Origin of the sequence: Paenibacillus sp. EKM211P (assembly GCF_011066175.1) — a bacterium.
GTDB lineage: Bacteria > Bacillota > Bacilli > Paenibacillales > Paenibacillaceae > Paenibacillus > Paenibacillus polymyxa.
In genome coordinates, this window is record NZ_JAAMNS010000008.1 from 35,809 (window position 1) to 53,180 (window position 17,372).

Annotated in this window: 14 protein-coding genes; 9 read left to right on the forward strand and 5 right to left on the reverse strand. The window is 45.7% G+C overall.

The annotated features are described in order from the left end of the window. Positions 1-115: 115 nt before the first annotated feature. The 5 genes from G9G57_RS13495 to G9G57_RS13515 all read right to left on the reverse strand — a co-directional run bounded on the left by G9G57_RS13495 (position 116) and on the right by G9G57_RS13515 (position 7,018). Positions 116-2,062 carry a BglG family transcription antiterminator gene (locus G9G57_RS13495; RefSeq protein WP_019688561.1) on the reverse strand — a complete coding sequence of 649 codons (1,947 nt, stop codon included), beginning with the start codon at positions 2,060-2,062 and terminating at the stop codon, positions 116-118. A 130-nt stretch (positions 2,063-2,192) separates the two neighbouring features. Further along, entirely contained in the window at positions 2,193-3,734 is a 1,542-nt protein-coding gene (glpK, locus tag G9G57_RS13500) for a glycerol kinase GlpK (RefSeq protein WP_019688560.1), read from the reverse strand. Positions 3,735-3,749: 15 nt separating this feature from the next. After that, positions 3,750-4,685, reverse strand: coding sequence for a transketolase family protein (locus G9G57_RS13505; protein ID WP_019688559.1), 936 nt, complete (start codon positions 4,683-4,685; stop codon positions 3,750-3,752). Between the two features lie 3 nt (positions 4,686-4,688). Then, on the reverse strand, positions 4,689-5,534 hold the full coding sequence (locus tag G9G57_RS13510; protein ID WP_019688558.1) for a transketolase: 846 nt from the start codon (positions 5,532-5,534) through the stop codon (positions 4,689-4,691). A gap of 23 nt (positions 5,535-5,557) precedes the next feature. After that, the gene (locus tag G9G57_RS13515) at positions 5,558-7,018 is read right to left on the reverse strand and encodes an L-fucose/L-arabinose isomerase family protein (protein WP_019688557.1); all 1,461 of its coding nucleotides are present in this window, start codon (positions 7,016-7,018) and stop codon (positions 5,558-5,560) included. Positions 7,019-7,445: 427 nt separating this feature from the next. Here G9G57_RS13515 and G9G57_RS13520 point away from each other — a divergent pair, with 427 nt between their 5' ends. The 9 genes from G9G57_RS13520 to G9G57_RS13560 all read left to right on the forward strand — a co-directional run bounded on the left by G9G57_RS13520 (position 7,446) and on the right by G9G57_RS13560 (position 17,334). After that, positions 7,446-8,885 (forward strand): 6-phospho-beta-glucosidase, encoded by a 1,440-nt coding sequence (locus G9G57_RS13520; protein ID WP_019688556.1) that lies wholly within the window; start codon positions 7,446-7,448, stop codon positions 8,883-8,885. A gap of 275 nt (positions 8,886-9,160) precedes the next feature. Continuing rightward, entirely contained in the window at positions 9,161-9,991 is an 831-nt protein-coding gene (licT, locus tag G9G57_RS13525; protein ID WP_025365791.1) for a BglG family transcription antiterminator LicT, read from the forward strand. 252 nt (positions 9,992-10,243) lie between these two features. Beyond that, positions 10,244-12,133 (forward strand): beta-glucoside-specific PTS transporter subunit IIABC, encoded by a 1,890-nt coding sequence (locus tag G9G57_RS13530; RefSeq protein ID WP_019688554.1) that lies wholly within the window; start codon positions 10,244-10,246, stop codon positions 12,131-12,133. A 219-nt stretch (positions 12,134-12,352) separates the two neighbouring features. Continuing rightward, positions 12,353-13,843, forward strand: coding sequence for an alanine/glycine:cation symporter family protein (locus tag G9G57_RS13535; protein WP_025674188.1), 1,491 nt, complete (start codon positions 12,353-12,355; stop codon positions 13,841-13,843). Between the two features lie 152 nt (positions 13,844-13,995). Beyond that, complete coding sequence (locus G9G57_RS13540) at positions 13,996-14,601, forward strand: bifunctional transcriptional activator/DNA repair enzyme AdaA (RefSeq protein ID WP_025674186.1); 606 nt, start codon at positions 13,996-13,998, stop codon at positions 14,599-14,601. Beyond that, on the forward strand, positions 14,582-15,118 hold the full coding sequence (locus G9G57_RS13545; RefSeq protein WP_164965063.1) for a methylated-DNA--[protein]-cysteine S-methyltransferase: 537 nt from the start codon (positions 14,582-14,584) through the stop codon (positions 15,116-15,118). The genes G9G57_RS13540 and G9G57_RS13545 overlap by 20 nt, the downstream gene beginning before the upstream one ends. Before the next feature lie 11 nt (positions 15,119-15,129). Next, the gene (locus tag G9G57_RS13550) at positions 15,130-15,945 is read left to right on the forward strand and encodes an SPL family radical SAM protein (protein ID WP_164965064.1); all 816 of its coding nucleotides are present in this window, start codon (positions 15,130-15,132) and stop codon (positions 15,943-15,945) included. A 62-nt stretch (positions 15,946-16,007) separates the two neighbouring features. After that, positions 16,008-16,625: a DNA-3-methyladenine glycosylase family protein gene (locus G9G57_RS13555; protein ID WP_164965065.1), complete on the forward strand. Its 618-nt coding sequence runs from the start codon at positions 16,008-16,010 to the stop codon at positions 16,623-16,625. A 19-nt stretch (positions 16,626-16,644) separates the two neighbouring features. After that, positions 16,645-17,334: a DNA alkylation repair protein gene (locus tag G9G57_RS13560; protein WP_058710774.1), complete on the forward strand. Its 690-nt coding sequence runs from the start codon at positions 16,645-16,647 to the stop codon at positions 17,332-17,334. The last annotated feature ends 38 nt before the right edge of the window (positions 17,335-17,372 follow it).

Sequence of the window (17,372 nt, forward strand, 5' to 3'; positions counted from 1 at the left end):
AAGTCTTTTCCGCCAGTAACGGAAATTCATTCATTGCTACTACGCTTTCATTTTAAAAAGCTCCAAGCAGCACCCGCTCTGTGAATATCAGCTAGATGCACTGCGAAAGCTTGGTTCAATACAGCTTATATTTAACGATAATCCTGGAGAATTCCTCGTACGTTTCGCATTTTAACATCTGCTGGACGATATCCGAATTGTCGACCAGTTCCATGAGATGGTTATACATTTTAGACGGTGGCTCTTTACCGTTTTTTTCAATGCTGAGTAGACAGATGAACTGCACTGGTTTGTCGCCCCACTCGATAGGTTGTTGAAGGGTACAGACCGCCCATACGGTTTGATTGCTTTGCGGAATGATAGGGTGAGGAACGGCTACCAAATTTCCGTAAGCCGTGGGTGCAGCCTGTTCTCGTTCCAGAACGAGTCCAATAAAGCCTTCTGCAGAGCGGATCAGCCCTTCAGCATATATTTTTTGGCCCAGAAATGAGATGACCTCTTCCTTGGTGGTAAAATTTTGTCTCAGAAATACGAGTTCCTTCCGAATGTAGTGAAAATCAAACTCGGCTTCACCAGCCAGCAAACTTTCAATTTTCTCCATATCGCTGCCCCCAAGAAGAGTCTGCACGACCACGACTGGAACCGATAATGGCAGCTGAATGGGAATGGTGCTCACCACGAAATCAATGTCATGGAGGGGAACCTGCTGAAGCTTGTAATATTCCGTTGTACCCGCCACCTCAAGCGAGCTGCCAAAAGTGCTTTGCAGTTTGTACTTGAGTAGCCGGGCGCTTCCAACTCCTGAAGTGCAGACGACCAGACAGCGTTTTGGCCGGGTGTTCATACGCTGTCGTTCGATGGCTGCCCCGATATGAATGGCGAGATAGCCCATCTCCGCTTCCGGGATCGCAATATTCAGCTTGCTCTCGATCAGCTTGGTGCCAATGACTCCCGCTTGAAAAGCCAGAGGGTAGTTGCTCTTGACATGCCCCAGCATGGGGTTTCGGATGTTCATCCCGTACTTTACCCGGTTCAGCGCCGGCTTCAGATGAAGGCAGATGCCTATGAGCAGTTCCATATCACGGCTGATGTTCAGATTCAAATCCCTGTCGATCTCGGCGAGCATTTCCTTGCCCAATTCATAGATGTTCCAGTCCAGCAGCTTCTCGGGTCCCATGTCCTCTATTTGTTGTCCTTCAATTCCGACAAACCACTTGTTTCCGGCAAGATGCATGGCAATGTAGGCGATTTCATCTTCGGGAAAAGACAACTGCAATTCCTTTTCGATCAGCCCGACAATATGCTCGGCAGCCCGAAATTCGTCGGTGCCCCGCAGATCTCCTATTTCCGTCGAGAGCATAGCTACCTGGTTTCCGTCACGAATACGCTTGCAGGCGATTGCAATATGAATAGATAAATTGCTGAACGCGATATCGGAGAGCGTTACTTCATATTTCTGAGTTTGTTCCAGAACGATCCCGCAAATCAGCGTCATTTCGTGTGGGGTGACGATGCGCAGCGCTGCATGAAGTGTTCCGCCGTGTTCTTCGGAACGACTTACAATAAACTCGGACAAGCAAAACCGAAGCTGAACTTCATCACCCTTCAGTTTGACTCCGTAATTTGGCCGTTTGCCAATGGTGATTCCGTAGCTTTGGAGGGTTTGTTTGACCTCTTTGAAATCATTCTGCACCGTAGACTTGCTTATATATAGCTCATCTGCGAGGTCTTCCAGCTTCACATAATGATCAGCGAGCAGGAGACGCTTGATTAAATACAATTGCCGGTAGCCGGGAGAACCTGGATCATCGGGCTCGCCAGACATGAATAAATGCTGCAGCAGTGCACGAAAGCTACGATGATCCGTAATTTTTAGTTCATATCCCCTTGAACGAACAGGTTCAATTGCTGCCCCGTGCTTGGATAGAAATTTGTCTAGTTCCCGGATATCGCTGCGAATGGTACGTGAAGTAACTTGAATCAATTTGGCCAGATAATCACTTTTGACAGGAGCATCGGCAGCCAGCAAGTGCTGAAGAATTGAAACCATGCGTGCATTCATTCAAGGTTTCCCCCTTTCTGTAAAGCGGAATACATGCAGTGTACATAAAAAACCTCCGATTATCCAAGTGTAACACCTGTAAAATAATCGGAAGCTTGTAGTGAGCTCAAAAGTAAATGAGGAAGATTCATCAACAATTAGCGGAAGAAGATGGTGTAAGCGGTTGTTCTGAACGTATTACCATCTGCACTGCATTCTGCCAACCTGCATAAAGCCGCTGGCGGCTGACTTCATCCATACTAGGAGTGTAGTGCTCATACAGATTCTGATCAGAGGTATTTCCCGTGATGATGCCTTTAGGATCTGACCAGTATCCGACACCGAGACCGCCCAGATACACAGAACCCATTGCAGACAGCTCAGCACAGGTAGAGCGGGAAACATGGGTACCCAGAATATCTGCCTGAAACTGCATGAGCCAGCTGTTAGATGAGCCCCCGCCATCCGTACGTAAACTAGTAAGGGGCACACCGGATTGTTCACGTATAAATTGAACCGCATCTCTCACTTGATACCCGATGCTCTCTAGCGCTGCGCGTACAATATGTGCTTTGCCGTTTCCACGGGTCATACCTACAATTGCAGCACGTGCAGAGGGATTCCAGTAGGGAGCACCTAAACCGACAAAAGCAGGGACCAGATATACGCCCTCATTGTCCTGCAATTCGGTGATCATGGATTGCATTTCCTCAAATGAAGAGAATAATCCTAAATTATCCCGTGTCCATTTTATACTGTCTCCGGTCGTACGTATAACAGCTTCCAATGCATAAGATACCTTTCCTGAAGCCCCCCAGGCAATCGTTGTAACCAAGCCTTCACCGCCCTGTACGGGTTGCGAACCAATATTCATAAGTACAGATGTTCCAGTCCCATATGTCGCTTTGGCATCGCCAGTATCGAAGCAACGATGCCCGTACAGTGCACCCTGTGAATCTCCGATTATCCCTGATATCGCTACTTGTTCGTCCCATAATTCCGCTTCCTGCGTATAGCCATACAAGGCATCGGATGCTTTTACCTCAGGGAGCAGGGAGGAAGGAACACTGAATATATTGCACAACTCCATATCCCAAGCCAGAGTATGAATGTTAAAAAGGGAAGTCCGGCTGGCGTTACTGTAATCGGTTGCATGTATTTGACCGCCCGTAAGCTTCCATAGCAGCCAGCTGTCAATAGTCCCTGCAAGTAGTTTACCTTCAGCAAGCAATTGGGGGGCATGAGGTACATGTTCCAAAATCCAATTGAACTTGGCGGCAGAGAAATAAGGATCGAGCATTAGACCTGTCTTGGAGCGTATAATATCTTCATAGCCAGTATTCTTCAAGCGTGTGCAGACCTCTGCCGTTCGCTGGCACTGCCATACAATGGCATTATAGATAGGTAAGCCAGTAGAACGGTCCCAGATCAGAGCCGTTTCTCGCTGATTCGTAATGGTTACTGCGGCCAGTGAGGAAGGAGAAAGCCCTGCCTTCTCCAGTACGCCTTTCGCAGCAATAAGCACATTGTGATATATCTCAAGCGGGTCATGTTCGACCCAGCCCGGCTGCGGGTAATATTGTTTGTGCTCCAAAGAATAACGGGTAATCACTTCGCCTTGCTGATTAACCAGCAGTGTTTTGGTTCCGGAAGTGCTTTGATCGATCGCCAGAATATAGGTCTCGATATTCATTACAGCTACAGCTCCTTACTTGTTCATCAATTCGAGCACAATCTTGCTGATATTTTCAGAGGTAAGTCCATAATGTTCAAAGACTTCAGCTGTTTTGCCGGCAATCGCCGGCTCATCCGGTATGCCCAGCATTTTCATAGGAACCGGTTGATGTTGAACCACCACTTCTGCTACAGCGGCACCCAAGCCTCCGAATACACTATGCTCCTCTACGGTGACAATACCTCCCGTTTCCCGGGCTGCGGCGATGATCGCTTCCTCATCAAGTGGCTTGATGGTGTGCATATTGAGAACACGAGCTTTAATACCCATCTGCCCCAGCAGCTCAGCCGCATCCAGAATGATACGGACGGTCTCACCAGCGCCAATTAGGGTAATGTCTGATCCTTCTTGTAGGGTAACAGCTTTCCCAATCTCAAACGGATAATCATCGGACGGATAGACATCCTCAACAGCATTACGTCCGATCCTTACATATGCGCCTCCTTCATGCTGAACCAGCGCTTCGGTCATTTTCTTGGTTTCATGACGATCGGCGGGGAGTAAGACCATCAAACCAGGAATCGCTCGCGCGACAGCAATATCTTGGACAGAGTGGTGGGACATTCCTAGTGCACCGTAGCTAACACCACCGCTTATCCCAATCAGCTTTACATTGGTTCCGGAATAGGCTACATCTACCTTGATCTGCTCAATACTACGCATGCTCAGGAAGCAGGCAGGAGAGGTGACGAACGGCTTTTTACCGCTGTGTGCGAGTCCAGCAGACATACCGACGATATTTTGCTCGGCAATGCCTACCTCCACAAATTGTTCCGGATAGGCATCGGCAAAGGGAGCCATAGCAGCAGAGCCGCGAGAATCACTAGCCAACACCATAATATCCCGATCCTCTTTGGCAAGGCTAAGCAGCGTTTCACAGATGACCTGACGATTTGGGATTTTGTTCATTGTTTATCTCACCTGTCCTTCCCCGGATAATTCGTCTATTTCTTGTGTCAGTTCCGCCAGTGCGCGTTCAAGTTCATCATCACTTGGAATACGGTGATGCCAGCCTGGAACACCCTCGGCAAAGGATACACCTTTTCCCTTGATCGTGTTTGCCAGCACCAACGTTGGTTTGCCTTCAATTTCAGGGACATTGCGGAATGTATGGATCAGTTCCTCCATGCTGTTGCCGTCAATGGAGATCACGTTCCAGCCGAAAGCGGCCCACTTTTCCTCCAGCGGCTCAAGTCCCATAACCTCCTCGGTTGTACCGCTAATTTGCAGGCCGTTGCGGTCAATGATACCGACAAGATTATCCAGTTTGTAATGGGCACCTGCCATAGCTGCTTCCCAATTGGAGCCTTCCGCTTGCTCTCCGTCACCCATGAGACAGAATACACGGTAGGATCGCCCGTCACGCTTGGCAGCCAGTGCTATACCGACTGAGATGGGGAGGCCATGGCCCAATGCGCCTGTATTCATTTCAATACCGGGAACTTTATTGTTCGGATGCCCAATCAGACGGGTTCCGAACTGGCTATAGGTTTCCAGTTCTTCTTTAGGGAAGAAACCAAGGTCTGCCAGAATACACCATAAAGACTCGACGGAATGTCCCTTGCTGGCAATGAAACGGTCACGTTCCTCCCATTTAGGATTAGTGATATCAATATTCATGATTTCGTAGTATAGGGCGGTGAGTATATCCGTATTGCTCAGCGAGCCTCCTGTATGCCCTGTTTTGGCACGATGAATAATGGTGAGCAGGTCCTTACGGATTTGTGCGGCTTTGATTTTCAAGTCTAGGATTTCCATAGTGCCCTCCTGAAATAATATAGTTAAACCAGAATACCCGACTTGGTGACAGCGAGATCGGAACCACGCAACCAGTGTTGAATTTCCTGTTCGGTAGGATCTATCGGATCTGCCGTGACACCTGGAAGGTAATTGCAGGCCTCGTACAGAGCCGGGATGACATTAGCATGAATGCCAACAGAGTGATGGACGTAAGGACCTTTGACGAGCTTTTCTTCCCATAACGGCCAGTCGTTGACCTCTACCCAGACATACGAGCCGCGGGTATAAGGTCCCTCAATTCCTTTAGCCTTGCCGAGGAAAATGGAATAATCTCCGTGATCACCATCAAAACGGGCGATGGTCATGCCGCCGCCTTTGATTTGTCCTTCATGTGTGCCTGGTGCGTGATCATCGAACAGGAAGTGCTTGCGTAGTTTGGGTTTGTTCTCAATAGACATGGATACTGGAAAGTTCCCGCAGTGGAAAAGAAGCTCTCCATTGTCATTCTCAGGATGACGTACCGTAATATCAGCAAAAAAAGTGGGGAGTTCGTTCATCGCAGCCGCTTGTACCATAACCGAAGTAATAGCTCCGTGAATATCGGTTTCGCAGGTGACCGGAATTTGTTCATCTGTCAAAATGGCATTAGCCAGACAAGGCATAATTCCCATAGCTTCCTGGAGGGAGGACCAGCATTGAATGGCGATGGCTGTACTTCCCGTTTCGATGGCGTAGGATTTCATGGCTACTTTAAGTGCAGCAATGCGTCTGATATCTTCTTCGGTGACTTCACTGTAGTCCAGCTTCTCTTTGATATAATCAATCGCTTCTGAAAGTTCAGCACTGCTCCCGGATGCAATTTTCTTTGAACGGAGTTGAATATCTACTAGTGTAATTGGATGAATCTCAATACCGAATCGCTCCAACAGCTCCCCTTCATTGCAGATCATAGTCCAAAAGGAAGCAGGACGAGGACCTATCTGGAGAATCCGTAAACTTTTGAACTGTCGTACTACATTGGCAGCCGAGATAAAATTGTTAAAGCCTCGTTCAAATACCGGATCGGCTACACGACTGTTTGTGATATAGGTAAAAGGGACATTAAAGCGGCGAAGCACCTTTCCGCTAGCGAACAATCCACACTGGGTGTCCCGTAATCTCATGCCGTCGGCCAACGGAGCCTCATCACGTGGACCCCACAATAGAACCGGCTTGCCAAGCGCCTTGCCCACACGGGCAACCGTATCCTCGGTACCAAAATTACAGTGGGGGAAGAAAACGGCGTCCACTTCCTCTTCCTTGAAACGTTTGATAATCAAGTCCGCGTTAATATGGTCGTCATACAGCAAACCTTCCTCATTAAGCCCTTCCAAATCCACGATATCAATGTTCATTCCGAAGCTCTCGATTTGTTGGCGAATGGCAACTTTGTAGCGGAATGCATCTTCAGCACTGAAGGTGAATCGTCGAGTAGGCGCATAACCCAGTTTCAGCTTTTTCATGAATAACTCTCCTTGTACTAGAAGTAAACAAATTAAAATTTCACTAAACAAAACTAAATTGTAGTGGATAAATTATATAAATTTTTATTTTCAAAGTCATCGTATCACCTCTATAAACCGCTGTCAATTAGCTTGTTTATAAAAAAATAGTTGTTTAGTTTAGTTATTTTGCGAAAATAAACTAAAAATTCGTATTTTGTTTAGAGTGAATAGCGTATGTATCATATCTATTAAATTTGACAGGCTCCTAAATCTTTGTTAGAGTTTCAATCAAATATGAATAACCTTTTCATGGGATGTTACCGTTAGGGCATAACCTGAATCGGCTTGTTTACACCGCAAGTGTAACCAGGCTGGTTTGGGTTTTTTTATTATTCATCTCCCTTTCTGTACACCCTTTTATCACACATTTGGAAGGAGAACGTTTATGTCCAGTTATATTTTTCCTAAAGACTTTTTATGGGGCGGTGCTCTTGCAGCCAACCAGGCCGAGGGGGCTTATTTGGAAGACGCTAAAGGATTGAGCCTGGTGGATCTGCTGCCTACCGGAGAGAAGAGAAGAGGCATAATGAAAGGGAATGTTCCTTCGTTGACTCCACTTGAAAGCGAATTCTATCCTTCCCACGAAGCCATTGATTTCTATCATCGCTATCGCGAGGATATTGCACTATTTGCGGAAATGGGTTTCAAAGCACTGCGTGTTTCCATTGCCTGGGCTCGTATTTTTCCAACTGGAGAAGACGCTACTCCCAATGAGGCGGGGCTGCAATTTTACGATGATTTGTTCGATGAATTGCATAAACATGGCATTCAGCCGGTTGTGACCCTTGCTCATTTTGACGTGCCGGTAGCTCTGATCGAGAAGTACGGAAGCTGGCGCAACCGGAAACTGGTTGGTCTGTTTGAAACCTATGCCAAAACCGTATTCACTCGTTACAAGGATAAAGTGAAATACTGGATGACGTTTAATGAAATCAACATGCTGCTCCACTTGCCGTTTCTCGGTGCCGGGCTTGTATTCCAAGAAGGCGAAAACGTTAAACAAATTCAGTACCAGGCTGCGCATCATCAGCTTGTTGCAAGCGCGCTGGCTGTAAAAGCATGTCACGAGATCATTCCAGATGCGAAAATTGGCTGTATGCTTGCTGCTGGCAGCTTCTATCCGTATACATGTAATCCCGAAGATGTGTATCAGGGGATGGAAAAAGACCGTGAGTCCTACTTCTTCATTGATGTACAGTCACGCGGCGAATATCCTGGTTATGCCAAACGCTTCTTCAAGGATCATGGACTAAACATCGAGATGGAATCCGGCGACGCAGCCATTTTGAAAGACCATACCGTCGACTACATCGGATTTAGCTACTATTCGAGCCGGACAACCAGCACAGACCCGGAAGTTGTCAAAAATATGACCAGTGGTAATGTATTCGGCTCCGTGGCTAATCCATATTTGGACAAATCCGAATGGGGCTGGACGATCGATCCAAAAGGATTCCGCATTACAGCCAACCAATTGCATGACCGTTACCAAAAGCCTCTTTTCGTAGTGGAAAATGGCTTTGGTGCCAATGACGTGGTTTCACCTGAAGGAGAAGTGAATGACGATTACCGAATCGACTATCTCAAGCGACATATTGCTGAAATGGGTGAGGCTCTTCAAGACGGCGTCGAAATTATCGGTTACACCAGCTGGGGACCTATTGATATTGTCAGCGCATCCTCTGGAGAAATGAAAAAACGCTATGGTTACATTTATGTAGACCGTGACAATGAAGGCAACGGTACGTTGAAACGTATTAAAAAGAAAAGCTTTGACTGGTATAAAAACGTAATTCATTCCGATGGTGAAAATCTCGGCGAATAGTCGTACGACAAGAAAATAGGATCGGACGTCCTGAATCAACGGGAATTTCCGATCCTCGTTTCTCAATTGAAAGCGTTGACAATCGTTCCTTTTCGGGCTATACTTGACGCAATTCCATCATTTTTAGGATTGTTACTGCAGAGCAGGCAAAACCTAAGCCACGAATAAGCGGATTTTACAGTCTTGTTTATTTGGCGTGCTTCGGTTTTTTTTGTTTGCAATAAAGTGGATGGAGCATGAGTGGCTCTTGCTGGCATATGGAACGGGGGATCGAGATGAATATAGCAAAGGTCATCAACAACAATGTAATTAGTGTTTACCAGACAGACGGTACTGAACTCGTAGTAATGGGTCGGGGGATTGCTTTTAAGAAAAAGCCTGGAGACACAGTAGATGAAACCAGAATTCAGAAGGTATTTGCGCTGAAAAACAAGCAGACATCCGATAACTTCAAAATGCTGCTGCGTGAGGTACCGCTGGATTTGATTGTGATTGTGGAGGAAGTCATTAATGACGCCAAGCATAATCTGAACAGAAAGCTGAACGAAAATATTTATGTTTCTCTGACCGACCATATCAATTTCGCTATTGAAAGGTACCGGGAAGGACTGGAAATCAAAAACGCGTTATTGTGGGAAATCAAGCAGCTGTACAGAGAAGAATTCGCGATTGGTCTAAGAACGCTGGAACAAATTAAACAAAAGCTCGGTATTGAACTGCCTGTGGATGAAGCGGCTTATATTGCCCTTCACATTGTGAATGCTGAAATGAATGAGGAAGTCATTACAACCATGAGCATTACGAAGTTTATCCAGCAAATTATCAATATCGCAAAATACCACTTTAAGGTTGATTTTGACGAGGATTCTCTGAGCTATTTCCGCTTTATTACGCATCTGAAATTTTTCGCCCAGCGTGTATTTAAGGGAAATCACTATGAAAATAACTATGATCATTTATATGACTTGATTAAGGAAAAGCACAAGGATGCAGCCGCTTGTACGGAGAAAATCGGAACTTTCGTTAAAAAAGAATACAATCATGAATTAACGAACGAAGAAAAGCTGTATTTGACTGTGCATATTGAACGAGTGGTGAACAGATAAGCTCTAAACTTTTTATTTGAAAAAGAATCGAAAGTATATGTTTAAATGTTTTTGTTGACAAATATGGTAGATTAAATGTATTATGTGAGTAACAGGAATTTAATAAGTTTTAACTGGGATTGTTACTGGTTATGCAGGCAAAACCTAAGTCATGAAAAATCGCGGGACTCAAGTGCCCACCATTTTTCAAGGCTTAGGTTTTTTGTGTGCCTAAATATGTAAAAAGCCCCTTAGAACATGGAGGTGTCCATCATGAGTTATGAAAAACTGGCTAAAGAAATTGTGCACCTGGTAGGCGGGGAAAAAAATGTAGTATCGCTCGTACACTGCGCCACGCGCCTGCGTTTTGTGCTAAAAGATGAGGCGAAAGCAGATAAGGCAAAGCTGGAGAAAACCGATGGAATTATTACGGTCAAGCAGAGCGGTGGCCAGTTCCAGGTTGTGGTTGGCAACAAAGTACCAGAAGTATACAATGCCATCGGCCAAGTATCCAACATTTTGAATGAAACTGGAAAAGAAGAGAACTCAACTAAAGGCAAAAAAGGATTTGGCGCTGTAATTGACGTAATTTCCAGCATTTTCGCACCATTGCTTGGAGTTATGGCGGGGTCCGGTATTTTGAAAGGTCTGCTGCTGATTGCGAGCAACCTTGGCTGGTTGGTACCAAAAGACACGACCTATATGATTTTGTATGCTGCGGCCGACAGCTTGTTTTATTTCCTGCCGCTCTTGTTAGCGGTTACAACGGCACGGAAATTTGGTGGTAATATCTTCGTTGCTCTGACCATTGCCGGAGGATTGCTGTACCCGACGATAGTCACGCTGAAAACAGAAGGCACAGCAACAGACTTTTTCGGTATTCCTATTGTGATGATGAGTTATTCATCAACCGTTATCCCGATTATTTTAGCCGTTATCGTCATGAGTAAGCTGGAAAAATGGTGCAATCGACTGATCCATGAGAGCGTCAAAAACTTTATTACACCTTTGATTCTACTTGTAATTATGCTTCCTCTGACTCTGATGGTTTTTGGTCCAGTTGGGGTGTATGTGGGCAATGCAATCGCTACCGCGCTCGTTGCTGCATTCAGCTTTAGTCCACTGCTGGCTGGAGCAATCCTTGGTGCTTGCTGGCAGCTGCTCGTTATTTTCGGTGTTCACTGGGGTCTTGTACCTGTATTTATTAATAACATTGCTGTTAACGGTAGAGACGGTATTAAGCCTTCTGCTGCGGCTTCCATCTTTGCTCAAACCGGTGCAGCGTTTGGTGTTATGCTGAAAACGAAAAATAAAAAGCTGAAAACGCTGGCAGGTTCTGCTACACTTACCGCTTTGTTCGGCATTACAGAGCCAGCGGTCTATGGGGTTACGCTGCCACTGAAGCGCCCGTTTATTGCTGGTGTTATCGGTGGTGCTGTCGGTGGTGCCATTATCGGCCAAGCGGGGACGCAAGCATTTGCCTCCGGCGCACCTGGGTTGCTGACTTTGCCGATCTTTTACGGTCCTGGCGGACAAGGCTTCCCAGGATTGATTCTAGGGATTACTGTTTCATTCTTGGTTTCGGCTATCTTGACTTATATTTTAGGCTTCGAAGATCCAGTTGAAAAGGAAGAAACCACTGACAACTCGGCTAAAGAATCGACTTCTACAGTTACCGTTTCTAACGAAGAGGTGCTAAGCCCGATTGAAGGAACGGTGGTCGCTCTGTCGGAGGTTCCCGATCCTGCGTTTGCTTCGGAAGCTATGGGTAAAGGTATCGCCATCCAGCCGACAACAGGCAGAGTCGTAGCTCCGTTCGACGGAACTATTACTGTAGCGTTCAAGAAAAAGCATGCGCTGGCAGTGGTTTCGCATCATGGCGCAGAAGTTCTAATTCACGTCGGAGTAGATACGGTTAAGCTGGATGGTAAACATTTTACTTCCTATATCAAAGAAGGTGACCAAGTAAAGGCAGGAGATTTGCTACTCGAATTTGATGTTGAGCAAATCAAGGCAGAGGGTTATCCTACGATTACGCCAGTTATCATTACAAATTCTTCTGAATATACGGAAATCCTCCCCATCCCTCAAGGGCAGGTAACGGAGCAAGCACCGTTGTTGAAACTGTCTAGCGCTCCAAATGAGCAAGCAGGCAACGCTTGAAATCTTAAGTAAGGACCAAGCTCTGATGATCCACATTCTCGGATCATCAGAGCTTTTTTTGTCGTCCTATGATGCCGAATAAGGCTATTTGTAATTGACAATATGTCAATTAAATTAGCTTGTACGGTCGTAAAAACTAATCTATAATTTTTTGTAATTATGCAAATTTTCTGAAAACATAGACTAGATGAATTGATGGATCAGGGGGAAATGCAAGGAATGTTAGAGAAGTGGGCAGAGGCAGTAAATGGCGTCATTTGGAGCAATCCTGTGGTATATGTCTGTTTGAGCGTGGGGCTATTATTTTCAATTATGACTCGATTTCTGCAAATCAGACATTTCAAAGAGATGATTCGCCTTGTATTTAAAGGGAAAAGTTCTGAGGCAGGTGTATCCTCATTTCAGGCCTTTACGATGGCGTTATCAGGACGTGTAGGAACGGGGAATATTGCGGGGATTGCACTGGCAGTCGGTATGGGGGGACCCGGGGCAATATTTTGGATGTGGGTCATGGCTTTTATCGGATCGGCCACTGCGTTTGTTGAATCTACACTGGCTCAGATCTATAAGGTAAAGCGTGATGGTCAGTATCGAGGCGGCCCGGCCTTTTATATTGAAAAAGGGACAGGCTTAAAATGGTTTGCGGTTATTTTCGCAGTTGTAGCGTTGGTCGCTATGTGTTTACTGTTGCCGGGAACTCAATCGAATTCGATTGCGGTAGCTTTTCATAATTCGTTTGGTATGGATATGAAGGTTTCCGGGATAGTAGTTGTCGTGTTGCTGGCGCTTATCATATTTGGTGGTGTAAAAAGAATTGCCAATGTGGCACAGGTAGTCATACCCTTCATGGCACTTGGCTACATCCTTGTCTCTTTCTATATTATGGTGACGAACATTACTGCGCTTCCCGATGTATTTACCCTTATTTTTCGCAGTGCCTTCGGTATCGATTCAGTGTTCGGTGGTATAGCAGGGACAGCCATTGCCTGGGGGGTAAAACGAGGCATTTATTCGAATGAAGCGGGACAAGGTTCTGGTGCGCATCCGGCAGCAGCCGCAGAAGTGTCCCATCCAGCAAAACAGGGGCTGGTTCAAGCATTTTCCGTGTATGTAGATACTTTTTTAGTCTGTACGTCCACGGCTTTCATGGTCTTGTTTACAGGGATGTACAACGTGAAGGGACCGGGTGGGGGTTATATTGTGCAGCATCTCCCGGGTGTTGAAGAAGGAACACAATATACACAGGCTGCTATTGAATCGGTATTCCCGGGTTTCGGATCAAGCCTCTTGTCCATAACCTTGTTCTTTTTCGCATTTACCACCATTATCGCCTATTATTACATCGCTGAAACCAATATGGCCTACCTGGTTGCCGACCGTAAAGCCAGATGGCCTATGTTCCTGTTAAAGTTGGTTATTCTGGGTTCGACCTTTTATGGAACGGTCGTCAAGGAATCTGCGTTGGCGTGGACACTGGGGGATATGGGGGTCGGTATTATGATGTGGGTGAATCTGATTGCTATGATCCTTTTGGCCAAGCCTGCGCTTCTCGTGCTTAAGGATTACGAGCGGCAACGGCGCCAAGGGCTAGACCCGGTATTTGACCCGAAGCAGGCGGGAATTTCAAATGCAGATTATTGGTCACAGGCATACCAGCATCCTTCAGATGAGTTGACGATCACGGTTGAACCGGGTAAGCTTCAAGCCTAAATAGGATAGATTACTACCTTTAAAGGTGGCTCCTCGTGGGGTCATCTTTTTTCATTATCTTGCCTTTACATTCCAAAAGGGGTACATATGTTCACTGTTTAGTTTATAATTTAGATATGAGGCAGGGAACATTGCACAAGAGGGGGATTGAAATGAGAGCATCCGATTTATCCATAACAGACGAGAAGTGGAGAGCTATTGTAGAAAATGACAAGTCTTATGACGGGGTATTTTTGTATGCTGTGAAGACAACGAAAATATTTTGTCGCCCCTCCTGCAAATCCCGACCTCCTAAAAGAGAGAACATCCGTTTATTTACATCAGCAGAGCAGGCTTTGGCTGAGCATTTTCGTCCGTGTAAAAGATGTAAACCGACAGGACAACGATTGCCTGATCACGACTGGATCGCAGGAGTTGCAGAATACGTAGATTCGAACTATATGAAGGACTTAACATTGCACGTCCTGGCAGAGATAAGTCATGGAAGCCCGTATCATTTACATCGTACCTTCAAGCGAATCATGCATGTCACTCCGATGGAATATATACAGCGTACTAGGTTGAAACAAGCGAAGAAGCTGCTTATTTGCTCACATCAATCTGTTGCGGAAGTGGGGGAGAACGTAGGTCTGTCCAATATCCCTTACTTTATTACGTTGTTTAAAAAGAATACAGGTTACACCCCGTTGCAGTATCGCCAACTCGAATCCAAAGCAACTCAAAAAGGAGGTACACAGCATGGTACATCAAATGAATAAAACGATCTATTGGTCATTATTGACGCACGAGGATTGGAATTTATATATTGCAGCTACATCGGAAGGATTATGTTATGTCGGTTCGCTTAATCAGCCTGTAGAGGAATTGATGGCATGGGCAGGAAGTCGATTTCCCGGCAGTCCTTTAGTTGAAGAGGATATCGTTTTACAGCTCTATGCCAAGGAGTTGATTGAATATTTCCAAGGGGAGCGCACACATTTTACATTCCCTTTTGACTTTCATGGAACTGCATTTCAAATGGCTGTATGGAACGCGCTGTGTAATATTCCGTATGGGGAGACACAATCCTATTCAGACATTGCCAACGCTATTCAAAAGCCGAACTCTGTTCGTGCGGTAGGTACTGCCATCGGTGCTAATCCGATTTTGGTCACCATCCCTTGTCACCGGGTCATTGGTAAGAATGGAGCTTTGACCGGATATCGTGGGGGGCTGGACATGAAGGTGAAGCTTTTGCAGCTTGAAAAAAATCGCACACACAAATCAATATGGTAGTGAGGTTAGGTATGAAAAATGAGTATTACAAATCTCCCAAGACTCTTTTGAATAAAGGAACCGGCTTCTTGTCAGGGTATACACACTCGTTGAACCCATATACCGGCTGTACCTTTGGTTGCTCGTATTGTTATGTACGCCAATTGCCAGTCTCTACGTTTCGGAAGGAAGCCTGGGGAACATGGGTTGATATTAAAAAAGAAGCGGCAGATATTCTTCGCAAGGAACTTCGCAGGGCCAAATCCAAAGGTAAAGTCACGATTTTTATGTCGTCAAGCACAGATCCTTATCAGCCGGCCGAGTACAAGGAAGAGGTGACTCGATCTCTGCTGGAAGTGATGGTGGAAGATCCGCCGGATTTTCTGTTTGTACAGACGCGTAGTCCGCTTGTACGACGAGATGTTGATTTATTGCTCGAATTGAAGGAATGTGTACGTGTGAGTATCACGGTAGAAACAGACCGTGAGGATATACGCAAACATTTCACTCCGGAAGCTCCTCCCATCCAGGCTCGTCTCCAAACGCTGCAACTTTTAAAAGAGGCAGGTGTGCCTACGCAAGCTACTATTGCTCCGATGCTGCCAAGCAGTGAGCATTTTGCAGACAAGCTTTTGCCTCTGGTCAACCGTGTCTGTATAGATGATTATTTTATGGGAGACGGCAGCGGGGGAAGGCGGACGCGCAGCTTGAACATTGGTGCGCTGTACGAGTCATTGGGGCTGGAAGAATGGTATCACCCTGCCGCCTATAAGGCGGTTTATGAGCGTTTTCTTCATGTTTTTCCCGAAGAACAGCTCTATGTGAGCAAAGAAGGATTTGAGCCCTGATATGAAAGCAGCCTATGCAATTAAAATGAAGAGTGTACCATACAAGGGGAGCGGGAGAACAAATGGAAACGGTCATGACCAAAAACTTTGACTATGGAGAAAAGGAAATCAACTACCTGAAAACGGTAGATACCGTACTTGGTGCCGCTATAACGCAAATGGGCAAGGTAGAACGCGTAATCATTCCCGACCTGTTTGCGGCGCTTGTTCATGCGATTGTGGGGCAGCTTATTTCGGCCAAGGCGGTTCAGACCATATGGACAAGGATGCAGGAGAAATTAGGCGCGATCACTCCGCAAAATATAGCCGTTCAGACGGCTCAGGAAATTCAAAGCTGTGGCATAACCATGAAAAAAGCAGCATGTATCCTGAATATAGCCCAAACGATCGAGCGGGGATTGTTGGATTTACAGGAATTATATGGGCTTTCTGATACACAGGTGATCCAGAAATTATCCTCGCTACAAGGGATAGGCCCTTGGACAGCTGAAATGATGCTGATTAATTGCATGGAACGACCGGACGTCGTCAGTTGGGGCGATATGGCTATTCGGCGGGGAATGATGAAGTTGTACCATTTGGATACACTGACCAAGCAACAATTTGAGGAGTATCGCCGAGTGTATTCACCTTATGGTTCAGTGGCCTCCATTTATTTGTGGAGCATTTCATTTCATTAACAAACAGGGAGTGGAAAATATGGAGAAGACCATCAGAGAGCAGATACTGTCACAAGTGGATACGGATTTTCAGAAATTTACGGCTGCATTGCTGCCAACGATTAATAATGTGCTGGGTGTGCGTCTGCCGGTGCTGCGTAAGCTGGCTCAAGATATTGCCAAAGGAGATTGGCGACTTTATCTGGAGACCGCCGAAAGTGAGCACTTTGAAGAAGTGATGCTGCAAGGTATGGTGATTGGTTCTGTAAAAACAGATATTGAGGAAGTTTTGAGTTATACCGCCAAGTTTGTTCCTAAAATTGATAATTGGTCCGTATGCGATAGTTTCTGTGCCGGATTGAAAATCACGAAACAACATAAAGAAAGAGTATGGGATTTTATTCAGCCCTATCTGTTCTCTAAGAAAGAATATGAAATTCGGTTTGGGGTGGTTATGCTGCTGAATTTTTATATTGAAGAACAGTATATTAACCGGGTGCTTACTTTGCTAGATCAGACCCATCGAGAAGATTATTATGTACAAATGGCGGTAGCATGGGCGATATCAATCTGTTATATCAAGCTGCCTGAGGTAACGATGGCGTATTTAAGTCATAATGCATTAGACGATTTTACTTTCAACAAGGCTCTGCAAAAAATCACAGAATCATACCGGGTGGATCAGGCAACGAAAACGACCATTCGTAGTATGAAACGAAAAAGAAAATAGGATGGGTCCCCGCCTGTAAGTGTTATACTGAAAAAAAC